At 65.6% G+C, this 17,029-nt stretch carries 16 protein-coding genes; 7 read left to right on the forward strand and 9 right to left on the reverse strand.

Features of this window, described 5'->3' with window-relative positions:
* Positions 1 to 9: 9 nt before the first annotated feature.
* The 4 genes from Pla175_RS17835 to Pla175_RS17850 all read right to left on the reverse strand — a co-directional run bounded on the left by Pla175_RS17835 (position 10) and on the right by Pla175_RS17850 (position 2,800).
* Positions 10 to 408, reverse strand: a complete 399-nt coding sequence (locus tag Pla175_RS17835; protein WP_145288250.1) for a hypothetical protein — start codon at positions 406 to 408, stop codon at positions 10 to 12.
* Positions 405 to 851 carry a DUF1559 family PulG-like putative transporter gene (locus tag Pla175_RS17840; protein WP_145288253.1) on the reverse strand — a complete coding sequence of 149 codons (447 nt, stop codon included), beginning with the start codon at positions 849 to 851 and terminating at the stop codon, positions 405 to 407. The genes Pla175_RS17835 and Pla175_RS17840 overlap by 4 nt, the downstream gene beginning before the upstream one ends.
* 61 nt (positions 852 to 912) lie before the next feature.
* Entirely contained in the window at positions 913 to 2,043 is a 1,131-nt protein-coding gene (locus Pla175_RS17845; RefSeq protein WP_145284355.1) for an ISAs1 family transposase, read from the reverse strand.
* Positions 1,976 to 2,800, reverse strand: coding sequence for a DUF1559 family PulG-like putative transporter (locus tag Pla175_RS17850; protein ID WP_145288256.1), 825 nt, complete (start codon positions 2,798 to 2,800; stop codon positions 1,976 to 1,978). Before Pla175_RS17850 ends, Pla175_RS17845 begins: the two co-directional genes overlap by 68 nt.
* A 179-nt stretch (positions 2,801 to 2,979) precedes the next feature.
* Between Pla175_RS17850 and Pla175_RS17855 the strand changes: the two genes are divergently transcribed.
* On the forward strand, positions 2,980 to 4,452 hold the full coding sequence (locus Pla175_RS17855) for a phytoene desaturase family protein (protein ID WP_145288259.1): 1,473 nt from the start codon (positions 2,980 to 2,982) through the stop codon (positions 4,450 to 4,452).
* Positions 4,453 to 4,458: 6 nt separating this feature from the next.
* Here the strand turns inward: Pla175_RS17855 and Pla175_RS17860 are convergent, their stop codons facing one another.
* From Pla175_RS17860 to Pla175_RS17880, 5 genes are all read right to left on the reverse strand, one after another.
* Entirely contained in the window at positions 4,459 to 4,779 is a 321-nt protein-coding gene (locus tag Pla175_RS17860) for a DUF5615 family PIN-like protein (RefSeq protein WP_145288262.1), read from the reverse strand.
* Complete coding sequence (locus Pla175_RS17865; RefSeq protein ID WP_145288265.1) at positions 4,776 to 4,991, reverse strand: DUF433 domain-containing protein; 216 nt, start codon at positions 4,989 to 4,991, stop codon at positions 4,776 to 4,778. The genes Pla175_RS17860 and Pla175_RS17865 overlap by 4 nt, the downstream gene beginning before the upstream one ends.
* 86 nt (positions 4,992 to 5,077) lie before the next feature.
* Positions 5,078 to 6,463 carry a hypothetical protein gene (locus Pla175_RS17870; RefSeq protein ID WP_145288268.1) on the reverse strand — a complete coding sequence of 462 codons (1,386 nt, stop codon included), beginning with the start codon at positions 6,461 to 6,463 and terminating at the stop codon, positions 5,078 to 5,080.
* A gap of 260 nt (positions 6,464 to 6,723) precedes the next feature.
* On the reverse strand, positions 6,724 to 7,695 hold the full coding sequence (locus tag Pla175_RS17875) for a glycosyltransferase family 2 protein (protein ID WP_145288273.1): 972 nt from the start codon (positions 7,693 to 7,695) through the stop codon (positions 6,724 to 6,726).
* Positions 7,696 to 7,778: 83 nt separating this feature from the next.
* Positions 7,779 to 8,732: a lysylphosphatidylglycerol synthase domain-containing protein gene (locus Pla175_RS17880; RefSeq protein ID WP_145288276.1), complete on the reverse strand. Its 954-nt coding sequence runs from the start codon at positions 8,730 to 8,732 to the stop codon at positions 7,779 to 7,781.
* A gap of 216 nt (positions 8,733 to 8,948) precedes the next feature.
* Between Pla175_RS17880 and Pla175_RS17885 the strand changes: the two genes are divergently transcribed.
* The 6 genes from Pla175_RS17885 to Pla175_RS17910 all read left to right on the forward strand — a co-directional run bounded on the left by Pla175_RS17885 (position 8,949) and on the right by Pla175_RS17910 (position 17,017).
* Positions 8,949 to 10,160 carry an AI-2E family transporter gene (locus tag Pla175_RS17885; protein WP_145288280.1) on the forward strand — a complete coding sequence of 404 codons (1,212 nt, stop codon included), beginning with the start codon at positions 8,949 to 8,951 and terminating at the stop codon, positions 10,158 to 10,160.
* A gap of 220 nt (positions 10,161 to 10,380) precedes the next feature.
* On the forward strand, positions 10,381 to 11,946 hold the full coding sequence (locus tag Pla175_RS17890) for a hypothetical protein (protein WP_145288283.1): 1,566 nt from the start codon (positions 10,381 to 10,383) through the stop codon (positions 11,944 to 11,946).
* 260 nt (positions 11,947 to 12,206) lie between these two features.
* Positions 12,207 to 12,725: a sigma-70 family RNA polymerase sigma factor gene (locus tag Pla175_RS17895; RefSeq protein ID WP_145288286.1), complete on the forward strand. Its 519-nt coding sequence runs from the start codon at positions 12,207 to 12,209 to the stop codon at positions 12,723 to 12,725.
* Positions 12,726 to 12,763: 38 nt separating this feature from the next.
* Entirely contained in the window at positions 12,764 to 14,530 is a 1,767-nt protein-coding gene (locus tag Pla175_RS17900) for a FecR domain-containing protein (protein ID WP_145288289.1), read from the forward strand.
* Positions 14,531 to 14,841: 311 nt separating this feature from the next.
* Entirely contained in the window at positions 14,842 to 15,774 is a 933-nt protein-coding gene (locus Pla175_RS17905; protein WP_197526951.1) for a PEP-CTERM sorting domain-containing protein, read from the forward strand.
* A gap of 166 nt (positions 15,775 to 15,940) precedes the next feature.
* Positions 15,941 to 17,017 (forward strand): DUF1559 domain-containing protein, encoded by a 1,077-nt coding sequence (locus Pla175_RS17910; protein ID WP_145292145.1) that lies wholly within the window; start codon positions 15,941 to 15,943, stop codon positions 17,015 to 17,017.
* Positions 17,018 to 17,029: the final 12 nt, after the last annotated feature.

Genomic DNA, 17,029 nt, shown 5'->3' on the forward strand with positions numbered 1-17,029 from the left:
CTCCGCGGACTACGACGAGAGCTCGAAGTCGATGACTTGCTTTCCCCCCTTCACCTCGGCGGTGAGGGGTTCGCTGCGGTCGGCGTATTTCTGGGGGATGCGGCCTCGACTGCGTCCATATTCTGTGCGTGTGTCCTGGAGCGATACGCGACAGGTCCCGATCCCGCACCCGCGGATGTCTCGCAGATAAATCAGCTCGTAGGCGCCATCGTCGTTGGTGATGCCGAAGGCGGAGCGGGCGCCGTCTGGTTTAAAGACGACATGAACGTCCGGCATCGGTTGTCCGTCGAGCGTGATGGTCCCGGTGACGTATCCGAGGGACGGACGATCGCCCGTGCCCCAGCAACCGGTGGTGAGAGCCATCAGACCGAAAATCAGGCAGGTCTTTTGCAAGGGTGTCCGTATCATCGCAGGTCCTCGATGGAGGCGAGCTCAATTCGACCGGTCGAAGGATCGTGAAACTCGCCGCCGGCGGCGCTGCCAAACGCTCCAAAGACCTCTTCGTCGGCGTTCTCGCTGACGAAGTGGGTCGATCCGTCGACCATGCAGAAGTTGGCGCCGCCGGGGTGTTCCGAGCCGGGCGATTGGACGGACAGGTTGTTGAGGCCCCCCGCGGGGTTGTCGCGCGCGTTCCCACCGAACTGTGCCGGCGCCACGCCAAAAACGGTAGGAGCGCCGGCGAGCGCCCATCCATCGACACTCCGATAGGAATTGGCGTTCCGGTTCAAGCCAAGGGGATCGGTATCGGAATAGATACGGTGGACTTCGCCCAACAAGATCGTCTTGGAGGTGCCGTCCAAGACCTTGGCAATCCGTATGCCCGGTCCGCCGGGCCTAGAGCCGAACTGCATAGCGCCGGCGTCTCTACGCCCCTCCCCGATGGACACGAGATCAGGGCGATTGCACGTTAACTCATGCCCCGCAGAGCACTTCGAGTCGGTACTGATCGCTCCATGCCGCGGTGAGGCGTTTGTTCTTTACGCCGAGCTTTCGGGAGGTGTTGTTCTTGAGGAGGCTCAGCGCCGTTCTGCGCAGCAGGCTGAGGTTGGCGTCGGCGTGTCCCTTGCGGACGCGGCATTGGTCTTCGCCGAACGTCACGTCGAGCTGCCAGTGGAGTGAGTTCTCGATCCCCCAGTGGCCGCGCACCGCCTCGGCGAACTTCTTGCCGCTCATGTAGCGGCTAGTGATGTAGTAGCGCGTGTCGAATGTCTGTGCGCCGTCGCTATGGGTGGTGATGCGGACCGCCATGCCGATCGCCTTGAGCCCACGCCACTTCTCACGCTCGGGAAACCCCTCCGGCAGCTTCGTCAGGTAGTAGTAACGGTCTTCCTCGCGGCCGTGCCCCTTCTCGTGCGACTCGTGCCGTCGGCACGCCACGTTCCGGCAGTCGTCTTCCAGTTGCGCGGTGAAGAACGCATCGATCGCTTCGCACAAGTTCGGCTGGTTCCCCTTGGTCGCCAGCACGTAGTCGCCGCCCCCTTCGACGATCCGCTCGGCGATCTCCCGTTGACACCCCATCGCGTCGATGGTCACCAAACACCCCTTGATTTCCAGCATCTCAAGCAGCCTTGGGATGGCTGTGATCTCGTTGCTCTTGGCGTCGGTGACGACCTGCCCCAGGGCGATATGATTGGCGGTCGCCCAGGCGCTCACCATGTGGATCGCCGCCTTGCTGCTCGCTGCGTCGAAGCTGCGCCGCAGCGTCTTACCATCGATCGCGATCACCTGGCCGTCGGTGACCTCATGCAGCGCGGTGACCCAGCTCAAGAAGCACTTCTCGAACTCGGCCGGGTTGAGGGCCGCGAAGACCGCGTTGAAGCGGTCGTGCGAAGGCACGCCCGCCGACAGGTCCAAGAACTTCGCCAGCCACCCTCTCTTCTCCCTCGACCACGCGGCGATCGACACGAAGTCGTCCGCCCCGCTTAGGACCGCGCACAACGCCATCACCACAACGTTCACCAACGGGTAGATCGGCTCACGCCGACGCGGATCGGTTAGCCCCTCGAAATGCCTCGCGATCCCTGCCTCGGAAACCTCGGCCACAACAATCCCTCCGACAAGAACGCAAACATGACGCAAGCGGCGCTCCCAACGAAATCATGTTCGACTCGCCGTAAGTCTCGCAGACTACCCAGCGTGGCGCAATCGCCCTGGACACGAGATCGACGTGCAAGTTGTGATCTCCGGTTGTGGTGCTGAGCGAGCTGCCCCGCGAAATGCACGCGCCGTAGTCGTTCCCCCCCAGCGGCAGCAGGCCCTGGTTCCGCATGGCGTTCATCGGACGATCCTCCCCACGCAGCGTCGTCCGGCGACTGGGGCAGTAGAGCTCGGGGAGTTCTTGCTGGGCGAGGGCTAGATTCGACCCGCGGAGGTTCGTGCTGAAGTCCCACTGGTCGTGCAACGCTCCTCGCTCGATCAGAGGAAGCAATTCGACAACCCAGCTCGTGTAGGGCGACTTCGGCGTGCCGGTGGGATTTGTCCCCAGGGCCACTGTGTTCTCTTGCCTCGACGGCGTGGCGGAGCCCCCGGAAGGATTAATGGCGAACGGAAGTCCGATCTTGCCCGCGGCCGGTAGGGTCTTCTGACCCGACTCGTAGTTCAGCGCGGCCAGCCCCAACTGCTTCAGCCGGTTGGTGCAATCCGCGCGCCGTGCCGCCTCGCGTGCGGACTGGACCGCGGGGAGCAGAAGCGCCACCAGGATGCCAATAATCGCGATCACCACCAGCAACTCTACTAGCGTAAACGCGTGACGACGACCGCCCCGTGAACGAATCGCCAGTGTACGAAACGATAGAGACATGAACGAGATCCCGTGAAAATGAGTGCCCCAGATACATCATTATTGACCAAGAGTCGCTTCGTGGCTAGCCATTTCCAGCCCCGTGGACGACCTATCCCGAGGCGCCGGCGGCTGTTCGAAGTCCGCCACGACGGCTATCCTTTTTAGCCCATTCCGCCGTGTCCCTCTCTGCTGCTGCTATGCCCCGTGACTTCCTCCAAGGCGCCCGCGACTACTACGACGTTGCGGTCATCGGCTCCGGCCTCGCCGGCCTGACCGCCGCCAACGTGCTCGCGCGCCAAGGCCGAAGCGTGCTGCTGCTGGAGCAACACTACAAGCTCGGCGGCATGGCCACCTGGTTTAAGCGCCCGGGCGGGCACATCTTCGACATCTCGCTGCACGGCTTCCCGTACGGCATGGTCAAGAGCTGCCGGCGTTACTGGAGCCGGGAGATCGCCGACAGCATCGTGCAGCTCGACGGCGTGCGGTTTGACAACCCGATGTTCTCGCTGTGGACCAGCTTCACTCGAGACGACTTCACCAAGCAGCTAGTCGAGAAGTTCAAGGTCGATCCTGCGACGGTCGACGCGTTCTTCGACAAGGCCCGCGGGATGAACTTCTACGACGACCAGCAGACCACCACCCGTGAGCTCTTCGACGAGTTCTTCCCGGGCCGCGAGGACGTCATCCGCCTGCTGATGGAGCCCATTACCTACGCCAACGGCAGCACGCTGGAAGACCCCGCCATCAGCTACGGCATCGTCTTCAGCAACTTCATGTCGAAGGGGGTGTTTACGTTCCAAGGGGGGACCGACAAGCTTGTGAAGCAGATGGAGGACGAGCTGAAGAAGAGCGGCGTCGACATCCGCATCCGCTGCGACGTCGAGAAGATCAACGTCGGGCGTGACGGGGTGGAGTCGATCGAGGTGAACGGCCGCACCATCCGCTGCGGCGCGGTGGTCAGCAACGCCAACCTCCGCCAGACCGTGTTCAAGCTGATCGGCGAAGAGAAGTTCGACCGCGGCTTCATCGACGACGCCCGCGCGGTGCGGCTAAACAACAGCAGCACCCAAGTTTACATGGGGCTTAAGGAAGACGACCGGCTCGACGTCTCCGAGCTGGGCGACCTGCTGTTCAGCAGCACGGCGCCCACGTTCGAGACCGAGGCGCTGCTGAGCCGAGACATCACCAGCCGGACCTACTCGTTCTACTACCCGAAGACGCGTCCCGAGGGTCGGCCGCGTTGCCTGGTGGTCTCCAGCACCAACGCCCGCTACGAGGACTGGGCGGGCCTACCCGAAGACGAGTACCAGGCCAGCAAGCAAGACCTGTGCGAGACCACCCTCGAAGCGCTCGACAAGTACGTGCCGAACATCCGCGAGCGGGTGGTGCACGTCGAGGCGAGCACGCCACGCACCTTCCAGCACTACACCGCCCACTTGGCCGGGGCGAGCTTCGGCACGAAATTCGAGGGCCTCGCGGTGAGCCGCGCGCTGCCCGAACAGATCTCCGGGCTGTACCACGCCGGCAGCGTGGGGATCATCATGTCGGGCTGGCTGGGGGCGATGAACTACGGCGTGATCGTGGCGAACGAGGTGGATAACCTGCTGATGTCGAGGGGGTCGCGATCGACCAGCGGCTTCGAGGAGTCGGTCGCCGGCGAGAAGTCGTAGGCCGGCCTAAGCGACCACCGTCACCCTGCACTTTGGCAAATCGTCCGGGGCGGCGAGCAGCTTAGGCACAAGCGGGCGGATGTCTTCAAAGTCGTTGCTGGGGGCCTTCAGGACGATGACGGCAATTGGCAGGTTTCTCTGGCTCTGTTGGTACGGAAGATTGGTGTCATTCGTTACCAAGGCATCGAAGCCTTCCGCTGCCGCGAATTGCAGTAGCTCGCCGTTCTTTATGCCCCTCCAACCACGATAGGCAACGGTCTCGCAATCGTGACCGGTTATCTCGTGACGCAGGTCATGAGTGACATTCTCGTCAAGCAGTATCTTCACGACACCGGCACTTCCGGGAGCATCTTAGCCTCCACTTCGTCGAGCAGATCCACAACTTGGCTCCGCTCAACCGTCGGAAACTGTTCGAGAAAGTACTCGATGCTCCGATTATGCTTCAGGGCATCGAACAATGACACCACCGGCACCCGCGTCCCCGCGAAGCAAGGGGTGCCGCCCTGGATTTCCGGATCGACGCTGATGACGGTGCTCATGTTTAAATTATAGCACCCTTCGGCCCGCGGCTAGCAAGCCCTACATCGCTCGGCGGAAAGCTGACCGCTGAATGCTGACCGCTCCGTCACTGGAACAGCCGCCAGCCGCACCACTCCATCCAGTTCACGATCCACGGGTGCGTCCACGGGTTCCACGTCGGGTAGCTGGCCGACAGGCAGGAGAACGCCAGCAGCACCAAACCTACCGCGCGGCCCAGGCGGCCCGCCCCTTCGGCGCCCGCGGCCAGCAGCACCAGCCACATAGGGGTGAACCAGAACATCCACCGCAAGCCGCTGGTCATGCCGCCGTAGTTGCGGTCCTCGAGCGGCCGCAAGCCCGTGTAGAACACCAGGCAGACGCCCGAGAGCAGCAGCACCGCCGCGGCTACCTCACGCCTCGATGCGTCGCCGCGACGCAGCCAACGCACGCCCCCCAACAGGCTCAGCAGCCACACCGGCGTCAACGAGAAGACGCCGTGGTGGCCGACAAGGCAGTGCAGCGCGTAGACCCCTTTGGATTCTTCGCCCTTGTCGATCCCTTGGCGGTCCGACCAGTAGCTAGTGAGCGTGCGGCCGTTGCGCTCGACGCTCCAGATGTACCAATTGTCTTCGGGGTCGGTCTCGCTGCGGTGGGCGTACGGAGGGCGCAGCGAGTCGTGGGCCCAGACGTTGGTCGCGAAGAAGGCGGCCGCCACGGCCAGCGTGCCCGGAACGAACCACAGCAGCGTCCGCCGCCAGTCGAGCCACAGGAACCCGAGCGACGCCAACCCCACGAGCGATAGCGCCGGGAGCTCGTTCACGGCCGCGAACGCCGCAGCGAGCCCCCCCACGATGAACAACCACGCCGGCCGATCGGGCCGCTGCCGCAGTCTCACCCAAACGTACAGCACCCCCGCGGCGCAGACCGCCGCGGGCAGGTGGTTGTTCAGCACCACCGCAAACGTGGTGATGAACGTGCCGAAACACCCCGCGGCCACGGCCAACAGCTTTGCCCAGTCGTCCGCGATCAACCGCTCAAGAGTCGCCGCGACCAACGCCAGCATGAGGGCCACCGGCAGCACGTTGATCGTTAGCAGCATCAGCCGCCCGACGGCGTACGGCTCGTCCCCCAGCGACCAACCGGTCAGCTTGTGGATGGCCCAATACTCGGCCGCGATCATCGCGACTAGCAGCGGCGGCTTGCTGGAGTAGAAGTGCATCTGGCCGTCGCGGCCGCGGTGGTAGACCTTGTCGATCGAGTCCCAGTTTGGCTCGTCGAGGATGTCGTCGATCTCCCACCGCCCCTGCTCCACGAGCGCCCGGACCGCCATCCAGCGGCTGCGGTCGTTGGAGCTGAGGAAGGGGCGCTGCAGGTCGACGCCGTCGCGTCGCTCGTCGAGCGCGATGACGTTCACCGAGTTCACCGCCAAGTTCCGCCCCGCCATCTGCCCCGTGGCGGCGGCGATCAGCAGTGCATAGACGGACCAGCGCAACTGGGCTCCGGCTTGGCGATCAGTTTTTTCCAACATTGCGCTCCAGCAAGAATAACCACAGAGCCACAGAGGTTACGGAGAAGGACGGAGACGGATGGGGGAAAGCTCTCGCAGAGGCGCGGGGGCGCAGAGGTGAGATGGGGACGCGTGTTTGATTGCTTTGATTCATGTTTATGGATGTTCACATGATCGATTGTTTCCATGTCTGCGCCCCTGCGCTTCCGCGAGAGATACTTCTTCCTCCGTCCGTCTCTGTTTCCTCAGCGGCTCTGTGGTTCACTTTTTTTCGTGCGTTCGGCGATTGAGTACGTGTCTCGGTCTCGGAGCTGATGCGCAGTGAGCATCTCTCCCAGCAGCCCCACCGAGAGGAACTGGGCCCCGATGACGAACAGCCCCAGCGCGTAGTACAGCATCGCGGTTTCGTGCAGGTGGATCGGCTCTGCAGAGATCGCCCGCGTGACGCACCAGGCCACGGCCAGGTAGCCCAACCCCAGAGCGCCCATCAAGAACGCGAGCAGCCCGATGGCGCCCAGCAGGTGCTGCGGGCGGTCGCCGAAGCCGGTGATGAACTTGACGGTCATGATGTCCAGCAGCCCCTTGATGAGCCGCGTCACGCCGTACTTCGAGTGGCCGAACTCGCGGGGGCGGTGGTGCACCCCTACTTCGGCGACGCGGTAGCCGCGGGCGTCGGCCAGCACCGGCACAAACCGGTGAAGCTCGCCGTACAGGCGTACTTCCTTCAACACCTCCGCCCGGTAGCACTTGAGGCCGCAGTTGTGGTCGTGCAGCCGAACGCCGCTGATCCAGCTCACCAGCGTGTTGAACCCCAGCGAGGGCAGCGTCTTGTGCCACGGGTCCTTGCGGTCCACCTTCCAGCCGCTCACCACGTCGGCGCCGTCGTCGATCGCCGCCAGCAGCTTGGGGAACTCCGCGGGGTCGTCCTGAAGGTCGGCGTCTAGTGTGAACACGATCGGCGCCGTGGCGGCCCGGAACCCGGCGCTGAGCGCCGCGGCCTTGCCGAAGTTGCGACGCAGGCGGATCCCCTCGATCCGCGGGTCGGCGACCGCCAACTCCTCGATCACCTCCCACGAACTGTCGGTCGACCCGTCGTCCACCATCACGACCTGCAGGTCGTAGTCGTTGGCAGCGGCGACGTCAGAAATCTGTTCCACCAGCCGCGACAAGCTCTCCGCCTCGTCGATCAGCGGGATGACAACGCTGATGGGACGCATAGGCCGGAGCTAGGCTATTTGCAATGACCAAGCATCGATGATCGGGGGGCGACTCCCGGAGCATCGCTTGCGCGCGGCGGTCACTAGGGCTTTGGTGTTTGTTGGTCCGCGGTCGGCGCCGGCGCCGACCGCACGGTGGTCCACAGGATACCACACAGCCCCGCCTCGGTGATAACCCAGATCAGCCGAGTCGCGGCGGCGGCGACCAGCGCGGTCTCGGCGCCGAAGCGTGGGGCGAGCATCTCGAGCATGAGCGCGTCGCGGACGCCGGCCCCGCCGGGGATCATCGATAGAAAGCCCGCCACCACGGGGAGCGTGGCCGCCTTCAAGCAGGTGACGTACCCGCTCAGGTCGAAGGGCGAGACGGACGACGAGCAGCAACGGATCACGCATTGCAGGCTCACCGCGATCACGCACCAAGCCAGGCAGGCGGCCGGCCAGCCCGCCAACGCGGCGGCCCAGGTGATCCGTACCGGGGGGTGGTCGGGCCGGAGCCGCTTGCCGACCAAGCGCAGCATGATGGGGTTAGCGACCGGCGGGAGCGTCGGGAGCGCGCAACCGACCGCGATCAGCGCCGCGAGGGTTGAGTGCCAAGCCGGGCCGTCAGAAAAGGCCAGCAGGCCGGCGGCCATGGCGCCGCCGACCGCCATGAAGGTGAGGGTCTCAACGAACACCGAAGCGGCGATCGGCCCCGCGTCGCCCCCCGCGGTGCGTACGGCCGCGGTGCGCAGCACCACCACCATCGCCTTGCCGGGCACATACTTGCCGAGATTGCCGTAGTAGTAGGCCGGCACGACGACCCGCGCCTTGTGGGGCTGGCCGAACGCCCGCAACACCAGCCCCCAGTACCACGCCATCGGCGCCATGCCGACCACGTAGACCAGCGCCGCGGCGAGCGCCCACTCGGGCCGAATGGCCAGCTCCGCGCCGCTCAGACTCCCCCAAGCCCGGGCGACCGTACGCCACACAAACAGGCCCACCAGACCAAGCACGGCTACACGGAGGACCATCAGCAGCGTGCGTCGCGGAATGTTCAACGTGATGGGCCTGCTGGTGGCGCTGCGTGGGAATCAGTGATCGGTACAATCGGGCGGCCAACCGCCGGCGGAGTCGACCAGAGGGCGAACCGGGAAGTCCATCACGCACCAGGCCGTTGCCCCGCTAACCATTGCGTATCCTGTCCGTCCGGCCAATCCCGACCCGCTGCCGATGCGTTTCGGCAGGCCCGCGGCAAACCTGTCCCTGAGTCCGTCATGCCGAAAAAGAAATCGAAACCCTCCCCGGCGCGGAAGGCCGCGATGGAGATTCTGACGCCCCGCTCGGGGGCCGCCAATGCCTTTGTCCCCCGGGTGGTGTCGCTGATCGCCCTGCTGGCGGTGGTGTTGCTGACCGGCGCCCTGTTCTTCCGGGTGGTGGCCCAGTTCGTGGTGCCGCTGTTCCTGGCTGGGGTGTTGGTGGTGGTGTTCGAGCCGGTGCACCGCTGGTTTACCGAAAAGCTCCCGGGGCGGCGCTACGCCGCGGCCGGGGCGACCACCACCGTCGTCATGCTCACCGTGCTGATCCCAACGATCTGGCTCGGCGTGCAGGCCTACTTGGAAGGCCGCCAGGTGGCCCTGTACTTGGTAGGGGAAGGCCACCAAGGGACGCTGGCCGAGTCCTTTGAGAAGCGGATCGTCGACGCCAAAGAGTTCTACAAAGACCAAATGGGCACCGAGAAAGACCCCGATTTCGCACCGCTGGGCGCCGCGATCGCCCGCTACGCGGGCACGGCCGGCCTCAACACGGTGCTCGCCGCGGTTGGGATCGTCGTCGGCTTGGTGGTGATGACGGTGGCGCTGTTCTACTTCTTGGCCGACGGCCCGGCGATGATCGAAGCCCTGACCCACCTCTCCCCACTGGACGACGAGTACGAACACGAGCTGTTGCAGAAGTTCTCCGAGGTCAGCCGTGCCGTGGTGGTCGCCACCCTGCTGTCGGCCGTGGTCCAGGGGTTGCTGGGCGGGATCGGGTACTACTTTGCGCTCGAGGCGGGGGCGCCCATCCTGCTATTGACGGTCCTGACCATCGTGCTAGCAATCATCCCCTTTGTCGGCGCCACGGCCGTCTGGATCCCGGTTTGCATCTGGATCTTCTTGTTCCAGACCGACATCGGGCCCGACGGCGAGGTGCAGCGCCACTGGGCCGCGGTAATCGGCCTAGCGATCTACGGCACGGCGGTGGTTTCGTCGATCGACAACGTGATCAAGCCGATGGTGCTGCACGGCAACGCGAAACTCCATCCGCTGCTGGCGCTATTGAGCGTGCTAGGAGGGGTCAGTGTGCTGGGACCGGTGGGGATCTTGGTCGGCCCGATGCTGGTGGCCTTCCTGCAAGCGATGCTCGGGATGCTGCGACGAGAGCTCGACCGCTTCAACGCCGAACACGCCGAGGCAGAAGCCGAAGCAGCCCAGCCCCAACCCGCGTAAAGTGAGAGCAGCGGGCGGGCTCTGCCCCGTCGGTGTGGCAGAGTAATGCGTGCTCGGCGAGCCGCCACCGACGGGGCGGAGCCCGTCGGCTATCCCCGTTCTTGTCCCGGGACGCTGGGAAAGTGAGGCAATCCGACTAGGGCGATCCGCAGCGATCCGCTAAACTCCCCTCGTAGCCGTGCGCGCTCGTGCGCGTACGCCGCCCGAAGCAGGAGTTCGGATGATAGACGCAATCAGGATTGCATTCGCGACGCTGGCGATCGTGGCAGCGCCCAACCTCGCCGCGCCCGATCTCGCCGTGGCCGCCGAGCTGTCGTTGCCCATCGACCGCAGCGGGCTAGTACCGGTCGAGAACATCCCCCGCGAACAGCCCAGCGGGCCGACCGAAAGCCGCTGGACCAACCCCACGATCGTCCCGGCCTACCGGGTCGAAAAGCCGGTCATCGCCCCCAGCCCAATACGCCACACCGTTTACCAGTCGGGGGCCGCGGGCAGCTACTACGGCGCGCCGCCGACCGCCGGACAGGTCGAGTCTGGATTCCAGCAGGGCGTGCAAGCCACGCAGCAGTACGCGGCGCAAGCCCAACAATACGCCGGGCAAACGCAGCAGTACGCCGCCCAGGTTCAGCAAGGCGCCACGGCTGCCCAGCAGGAGTGGACGCAAGCCACCCGCACCGCCCAGAACACCTGGACCCAGCCGGCCGCAGAGCAGCCCCAGGGTGTGTTTCAGAAGCTCGGCGAGGGGACGGCCAACCTGATGCGTGGCACGGTGAGCGCGATCGATGGCACGGGCCAGAACATCAAGTCGGGTTTCCAAAGCATGGTGGGGACCAATCAGCCCCCCCCCGCGGCCCCCGGCAGCGGGCAGTACAACCAGTATTCCTATCTGAGCCCCCCACCGCCGGCGACCCCCCAACAACAGCCCTACATCCCGCCGACCCAGACCCGGTTCCCACAGCCCGCGGCAACCAGCGCTCAGGGGGCGCCCCCAGCGTATTCTTGGCCAGCGGCGCAACAACCCGCGACGTCGCCGCAGATGGGCGCCGACCCGCGTATGGCCGCGGCCGACCCCCAGCGGGCCGGTGTCGCGGGTTTCGACAGCCAGCTCTCTATCCCCCCGCCCCCGGTTGAGAGCTACTCGACCACGGGAAGCGAACGCTACGCGAGCCCGACCGCGGCAGCGCCGCGGTCGCAGCTCAATGGCCTCGAGCCGGTTGAGTCGTATGGTCGCAGGCCGACCGCCGCGGCGGCGCCCGCCCCGAACGGGTCGTTCGAGGGCCCCAGCCTGACGCCGAATTGGGACACGCCCCCGGCCGGCAACGGCTCAAACCCCGCGTCCGGCGCCGGTTGGCCCGACGCAAAGTCCGATCCTTGGCCGACGAAGACAGCCTCCGACCAAGGGGGTTGGGGAGGAAGCGGGGCCGCCGATTGGGGCAGCGGTCAGTCGTCGTCTGGCTTCCCGCCTCCTGCGCAGCAGCCCCCGCCCGGGGTCGGCAACGGCGGGTTCGCCGGTCAGTCCAACGGCGGAGCGGACGCCGCCGCGGTGTCCTGGACCCTCCAGAATGGCGCAAATCCCAACGGGGCCAACCCCAACGGCGGCAACTTCCAAGAGCAAACGGCCCCTGTCCCAGAACGCCCCTGGGAGTGGCTGGTGTTCGCGTCGCTGGCCGCCCTGGCGTCGCTGGCCGCCAACCTCTACCTGGGGATGAACTACATCGACCTGCGGAACAAGTTCCGCTCGGCGCTACGCCGGTCTGGCCGTGGCTACACCCGCGCCGCCGCCTAGCTCCCGCCCCCGGTCCCGCCACTAGCCGACGGGCTACGCCCCGTCGGCCCCCCCGGCCCCTTCATCAGCGCGCGCTCCGCGACGGCAGTCGCACCGCAGCAGCGCCACCGCAGGCCCGGCGGCAAACCGCACCGCCTGTCTCTCTTTTTTCCCATTTTTCAGTACCAATCCCGCCCTCCGGCAGACTTACGTCTCTAGAGGCCGCGTACTAATGCGTGGGGCCTGCTTGTCGAAGACTTTTCCAGCCAAGCTATCTGTCGATGGACAACCAGCGAGAAGCGTTTGCTCGGGCGTTCGCCAAGAACCATAGCTGGCTCTACGCCTATCTGGTGACGCTGCTGGGCAACTCGGTAGACGCAGAAGAGGTCTTTCAAGAGGTCTGCGTCGTGCTGTGGAGCGAGTACGAGGTATTCGATCCCGCGACCGACTTCCGGCGCTGGGCCGGCGTCATCGCCCACAACAAGGTGATGCGTTTCCGCACGTTGCAGGGGCGCCGGGCGCGGCAGCTATCGGATGTCGCGGTCGAGCTGCTGGCCACGGAAACCGTCGATCGGGCCGACCTGCTGGAAGACCGCCGCGTGGCCCTGCACGGCTGCCTCGATGGGCTCCCCGACAAAGACCGGCGGCTGATTAACACCTGTTACAGCCAGGCCAACCGTTCGTTCCAAACCGTGGCGGAACAGATCGGCCGCCCGGTGAACACGGTCTACAAGGCGCTGCAGCGCGTACGCCGCTCGCTGCGTGAGTGCGTCGACCGCAAAGTTTCCGCTCACGGCTGAAACCCAGTCCAACCGCAACACAACGTTTCGAACGTTCGATGGCCATCCCCAATCATCACGAGCCCGCCGCCAACCTGCACGAGCTGCTCGACGCGCTCGTTGATCGGTCGATCAGCGACGCGCAGCTCGCGGAGCTGAACGCCCGGCTCGAGGCCGAGCCCGAAGCGCGACGCTTCTACATGGACGCGATGCGGATCGAGGCCGAGCTCAGCGCCATGCACCACGCCGGCGCATCGCAACAGCAGCCGGCCGGCACGCTCGGCCACACCAACCGGCCGCACATCGACAACCAACCCAGCCGCCTCCGCACCCTGCTGGCGATCGCCTGCTCGGTAGCGATCGCCTCACTGGCGTCGTCGTGGGCGACTTACGAGGCCCTCCGCGATCGGACCGCGGTTGTCGCCAGCGATGCTCCTCCCAGCGAACAATGGGGAGCGACAGGCGACGCCGTCGCACGCGTCGCCGCCACGCGGAACTGCCGCTGGCGGGGGGACCGCTCGGACATCGGCTTTGGCAGCGACCTGGCCGGCGGCCAGTTGCTGGAGCTCGAGGCAGGGATCGCGGAGCTGACGTTCTCCGGCGGGGCGCGGCTGGTGCTCGAGGGCCCCGCCACCTTCCGCATCCCCGACGCCGACACCGTCGAGCTGTACACCGGCCGGGCCTCGGCCGCGGTCCCGCGCCGCGCCGAAGGGTTCTCGGTGCGGACCCCCCGGTTGGCGGTCGCCGACAGCGGGGCCCAGTTCGGCCTGGTCGCCAGCGCCGACGGCGGCTCGGAGGTCCACGTGTTTGAGGGGCCCGTGCACGCCCAAGTGCTCGACGCCACGGGCCGCGCCATCGAGAACGTGAACCTCACCAACAGCGAGGCGGTGCGTCTGACCGGCGTGTCGGCGCAGTACGCGTTGATGCGGGCGGATGGCGAGGGCTTTGTCCGCACGCTCGCCACCCGCAGCGGTCCGGGCGAGGGCCTGCTGGCGTTCGACGACTTCACCTACCCGGTCGGCCCCCTGGCCTGGCAGAACGGCGGCTTCGGCTGGGCCGGCCCCTGGGCCGACCTCGAGGCGGGAGACCCCGCCGCCGGCGGCGCGGCCGAATCCAACGGCGTGGCGCAGGGCAGCCTCGCCTCGTTCGACCTGTTGGCCCTGGGCAACCGGATGGTGCAGAGCGACCAGCAGAACCGCATCCGCCGCGCGCTGAGCACCAGCATCGGCGGCGTGTTCGACGCGGCCGGCCTGGTAGAGAACGCCGACGGCCTGCGGCTCATCGGCCGCAACGGCCGCTCGATCTACGTGAGCTTCTTGCAGCGTGTCTCCAAGGTAGACGACGTGTTCTACGGGTTCGAGCTGCACCGAGGGGATGGAAACTCGAACCGGGTGCTGTGCGTCGGCAACGGCGTCGACCGCCACGGCTACGGGCTAACCAGCAACTTCCAACAGACGCGCGGCGTACGCTTCGAGCCGCTGGGAGAAGAAGACACCGGGGTCAACCTGTATGTGCTGCGGATCGACTTCGGCGACTCAGACAACGACCTGGTGACGGTCTACCGAAACCCCGAGTCGCTGCTGGACGAACGCAGTTGCGTGCCGGGGGCGACCATGCGGGGCAACTTTGCCTTCGACCGCATCAGCCTGGCCAACTTCGACGGCGCCAAGCTGCACGAGATCGACGAGGTGCGCGTTGGCGCAAGCTTCCGGGCCGTAACCGGCCAGCCGGCGCCGGCCAACAACGAGGTGGCCGCGGCTGGAATCAAAGGGGTGATCGCGGGGGTTCTGCGAGAAAAACTCGCGGGTTCACTCCGATTCAACTAGGATCAGTGGTAGACGTTTGTCAACGATTTCGAGCGACCTGACGGCTTGCGTTTAGGGTAAACGCATCGCGACGGGTTCAACAGGTTCAGGCGCTTCTCCAAACAACTAATCGGCGACTCGTCAAATCAAGTGCGATTGCGGCCGCGGGCTCGCAAGAAAAGAGTACCAACGGCGTTGAAGCTAGGCGCCCGCAACGATTGCGGCCGTCCCGCGGTGTGTATCCGCTGCAACGCTGCTGGGGTGTAGGAACGTTTCTTCAGGGAGATCAGAGACTCATGAGACTCATTGCAACACTGACGATCCTTTCTGCCATGACGGCGCCCGCCTGGGCGGCCATCACGGTCGACGGCACGCTCGACGCGTCCTACGGCGCGGCGCTCGCCGTGCAGACGGTCACGACCGGCTTCGGCGACACCACTTCGACGACCAACGGTGGTGAGCTTGACGCTGGCTATGCGAAGGTCTGGAACGACCGCCTCTACGTGCTCATCACCGGCAACGTGGAAGGCAACTTTAATAAGATCCACTTGTTCATCGATTCCAAGGCGGGTGGAGAGAACGTGCTCTCCAGCACGCCGAACTACGACGGCGGGCGCAGCCAGAATTTCGGCGGCCTGACCTTTGATACAGGCTTCGAGGCGGACTACCACGTCTTTGGGCGCTGGAATGGCGGAGCCTTTGAGGTCGATATCGTCGATCGTGACGGTGGAACCTGCGTCACCTGTGGCGGCAATTTTGGTGCCGCAACAGTTGGGTCCGGAAACATCCAGTCTGGTACGGTGTTCGCCAGCGGGAACGGCACCACTCCCTACCTTTCGACGCCCGCCGAATTCGGCTTCAACAATACCAACCTATTGGGAGTGGTGGGTGGTGACCCCTCCGTTGCTGCCGATATGACTGCGGCCGCGGCCGTGACTACCGGCTTCGAGTTCTCCGTGGCGCTGGCGGACATCGGCAGCCCCGCGATCGGTTCGGTGATCAATATCCACGCCGCGTACGGCAACGGCGACAACAACTACCACTCCAATCAGATCCTCGGCGGGCTGCCTGTTCAGGGGAACCTGGGTGGCGACGGCGCCGGCGGCTTCACCGGCACCCTTTCCGGCATCAACTTCAACAACTTCGCCGGCTCGCAGTTCTTCCGCGTGCCGGTGACCGGCGAAGTGATCCCGGAGCCCTCGTCCGTCGTCCTCTCGGCCCTGGCCTGCCTGGGCGGGTTGGGCTTGGCGCGGCGTAAGCGTTAACGAATGAACCGGACGTCGCCGCGCCGCGATCGCACGGCGCGGCGGCGCTGGTTCGGTGCGATCTGAGGGGCGGGGGCTCGGCGGGGCGTGAACCAACGCCCGCGTTATCGGTGTAGTTACTCGACTGCTTGTTCTTCTACTTGTCCCGAGGCGAAAGGTGTTACGGATGATTGCCAACCGATCCCCACGACTGCGATCCCCAAAGTCGGGTTTTACGCTCGTCGAGCTGCTGGTGGTGATCGCCATCATCGGCATCCTGGTCGCGCTGCTGCTCCCCGCGGTGCAGGCGGCCCGCGAGGCGGCCCGGCGGATCAGTTGCTCCAACGCCATGAAGAACGTAGGGCTCGCCGCGTTGAACTACGAGGTCAGCGCAAAGCACCTGCCGATCAGCATCCACCAATGGTCGGAAGAGCGGGACATCAACGGCAAGTACTTCGGCAAGTCGCGCGACGTCGCCACCGGCGGCGACGGCTATTGCGGCAAGGGCTGGATCGTCGACATCCTGCCGCAGCTCGAAGAGCAGGCGCTGTACGACGGCATGAAGCCCGGCTTTGTCGGCGACTTCACCAAGAGCCTCGCCGGACGCGGGATGGGCCTGCGGGCGATCCGCGAGAACTACATCGGCCAGCAGCTCAAAGTGCTCACCTGCCCCTCCGACCCTTCGGCCACGACCTCAACGCAGCAGTTCTACTGGCAGGGGATCGAGGTCGCCACTTCTAGCTACAAGGGCTGCATCGGCGACTCGATTATCCCCGAGGGGGAGAACGCCGCGCAGGACCCGGGCTCGACAAGCTCCCCCTTCGGCAACGGCGACGGACACGTCACCCCGGCGCCCCCCGCGATCGGCTCTCCCAACGCGCACAACACGGTCGACTGCAACGGCGTCCTCTTCCGCAACTCGTACTACCGCCCCGTAAGGCTCTCGAAGATCACCGACGGCACGTCGAAGACGTTCCTTGCCGGCGAGTCGGTCATCTCCCAAGACTTCCACTCTGCCGCCTACTTCTCCGATGGCGACTGGGCCACCTGCGGCATCCCCCTCAACTACTTCGCGCTCGACGCCTCCGAAGACGACCTCAAGCGCGAATGGTACAAGGGCCGCGGCTTCAAGAGCCTGCACCCGGGCGGAGCGCAGTTCGTCATGGTGGATGGGTCGGTCCACTTCGTGAATGAAGACATCGACACCCTCAACTTCCGCGGACTCGCGACCCGCGCAGGCGACGAGGTGACTTCCCTGCAGTAGCGCGCCGACCCT

This window comes from Pirellulimonas nuda (assembly GCF_007750855.1).
Lineage (GTDB): Bacteria > Planctomycetota > Planctomycetia > Pirellulales > Lacipirellulaceae > Pirellulimonas > Pirellulimonas nuda.

Excerpts from the sequence above, each read along its gene's own strand:
- Pla175_RS17905 (WP_197526951.1), top strand. The coding sequence starts at position 14,842 with ATGACGGCGCCCGCCTGGGCGGCCATCACGGTCGACGGCACGCTCGAC.
- Pla175_RS17835 (WP_145288250.1), bottom strand. The coding sequence starts at position 408 with ATGATACGGACACCCTTGCAAAAGACCTGCCTGATTTTCGGTCTGATG.
- Pla175_RS17875 (WP_145288273.1), bottom strand. The coding sequence starts at position 7,695 with ATGCGTCCCATCAGCGTTGTCATCCCGCTGATCGACGAGGCGGAGAGC.
- Pla175_RS17850 (WP_145288256.1), bottom strand. The coding sequence starts at position 2,800 with ATGTCTCTATCGTTTCGTACACTGGCGATTCGTTCACGGGGCGGTCGT.
- Pla175_RS17890 (WP_145288283.1), top strand. The coding sequence starts at position 10,381 with ATGATAGACGCAATCAGGATTGCATTCGCGACGCTGGCGATCGTGGCA.
- Pla175_RS17865 (WP_145288265.1), bottom strand. The coding sequence starts at position 4,991 with ATGAGCACCGTCATCAGCGTCGATCCGGAAATCCAGGGCGGCACCCCT.
- Pla175_RS17900 (WP_145288289.1), top strand. The coding sequence starts at position 12,764 with ATGGCCATCCCCAATCATCACGAGCCCGCCGCCAACCTGCACGAGCTG.
- Pla175_RS17840 (WP_145288253.1), bottom strand. The coding sequence starts at position 851 with ATGCAGTTCGGCTCTAGGCCCGGCGGACCGGGCATACGGATTGCCAAG.
- Pla175_RS17895 (WP_145288286.1), top strand. The coding sequence starts at position 12,207 with ATGGACAACCAGCGAGAAGCGTTTGCTCGGGCGTTCGCCAAGAACCAT.
- Pla175_RS17910 (WP_145292145.1), top strand. The coding sequence starts at position 15,941 with ATGATTGCCAACCGATCCCCACGACTGCGATCCCCAAAGTCGGGTTTT.
- Pla175_RS17885 (WP_145288280.1), top strand. The coding sequence starts at position 8,949 with ATGCCGAAAAAGAAATCGAAACCCTCCCCGGCGCGGAAGGCCGCGATG.
- Pla175_RS17855 (WP_145288259.1), top strand. The coding sequence starts at position 2,980 with ATGCCCCGTGACTTCCTCCAAGGCGCCCGCGACTACTACGACGTTGCG.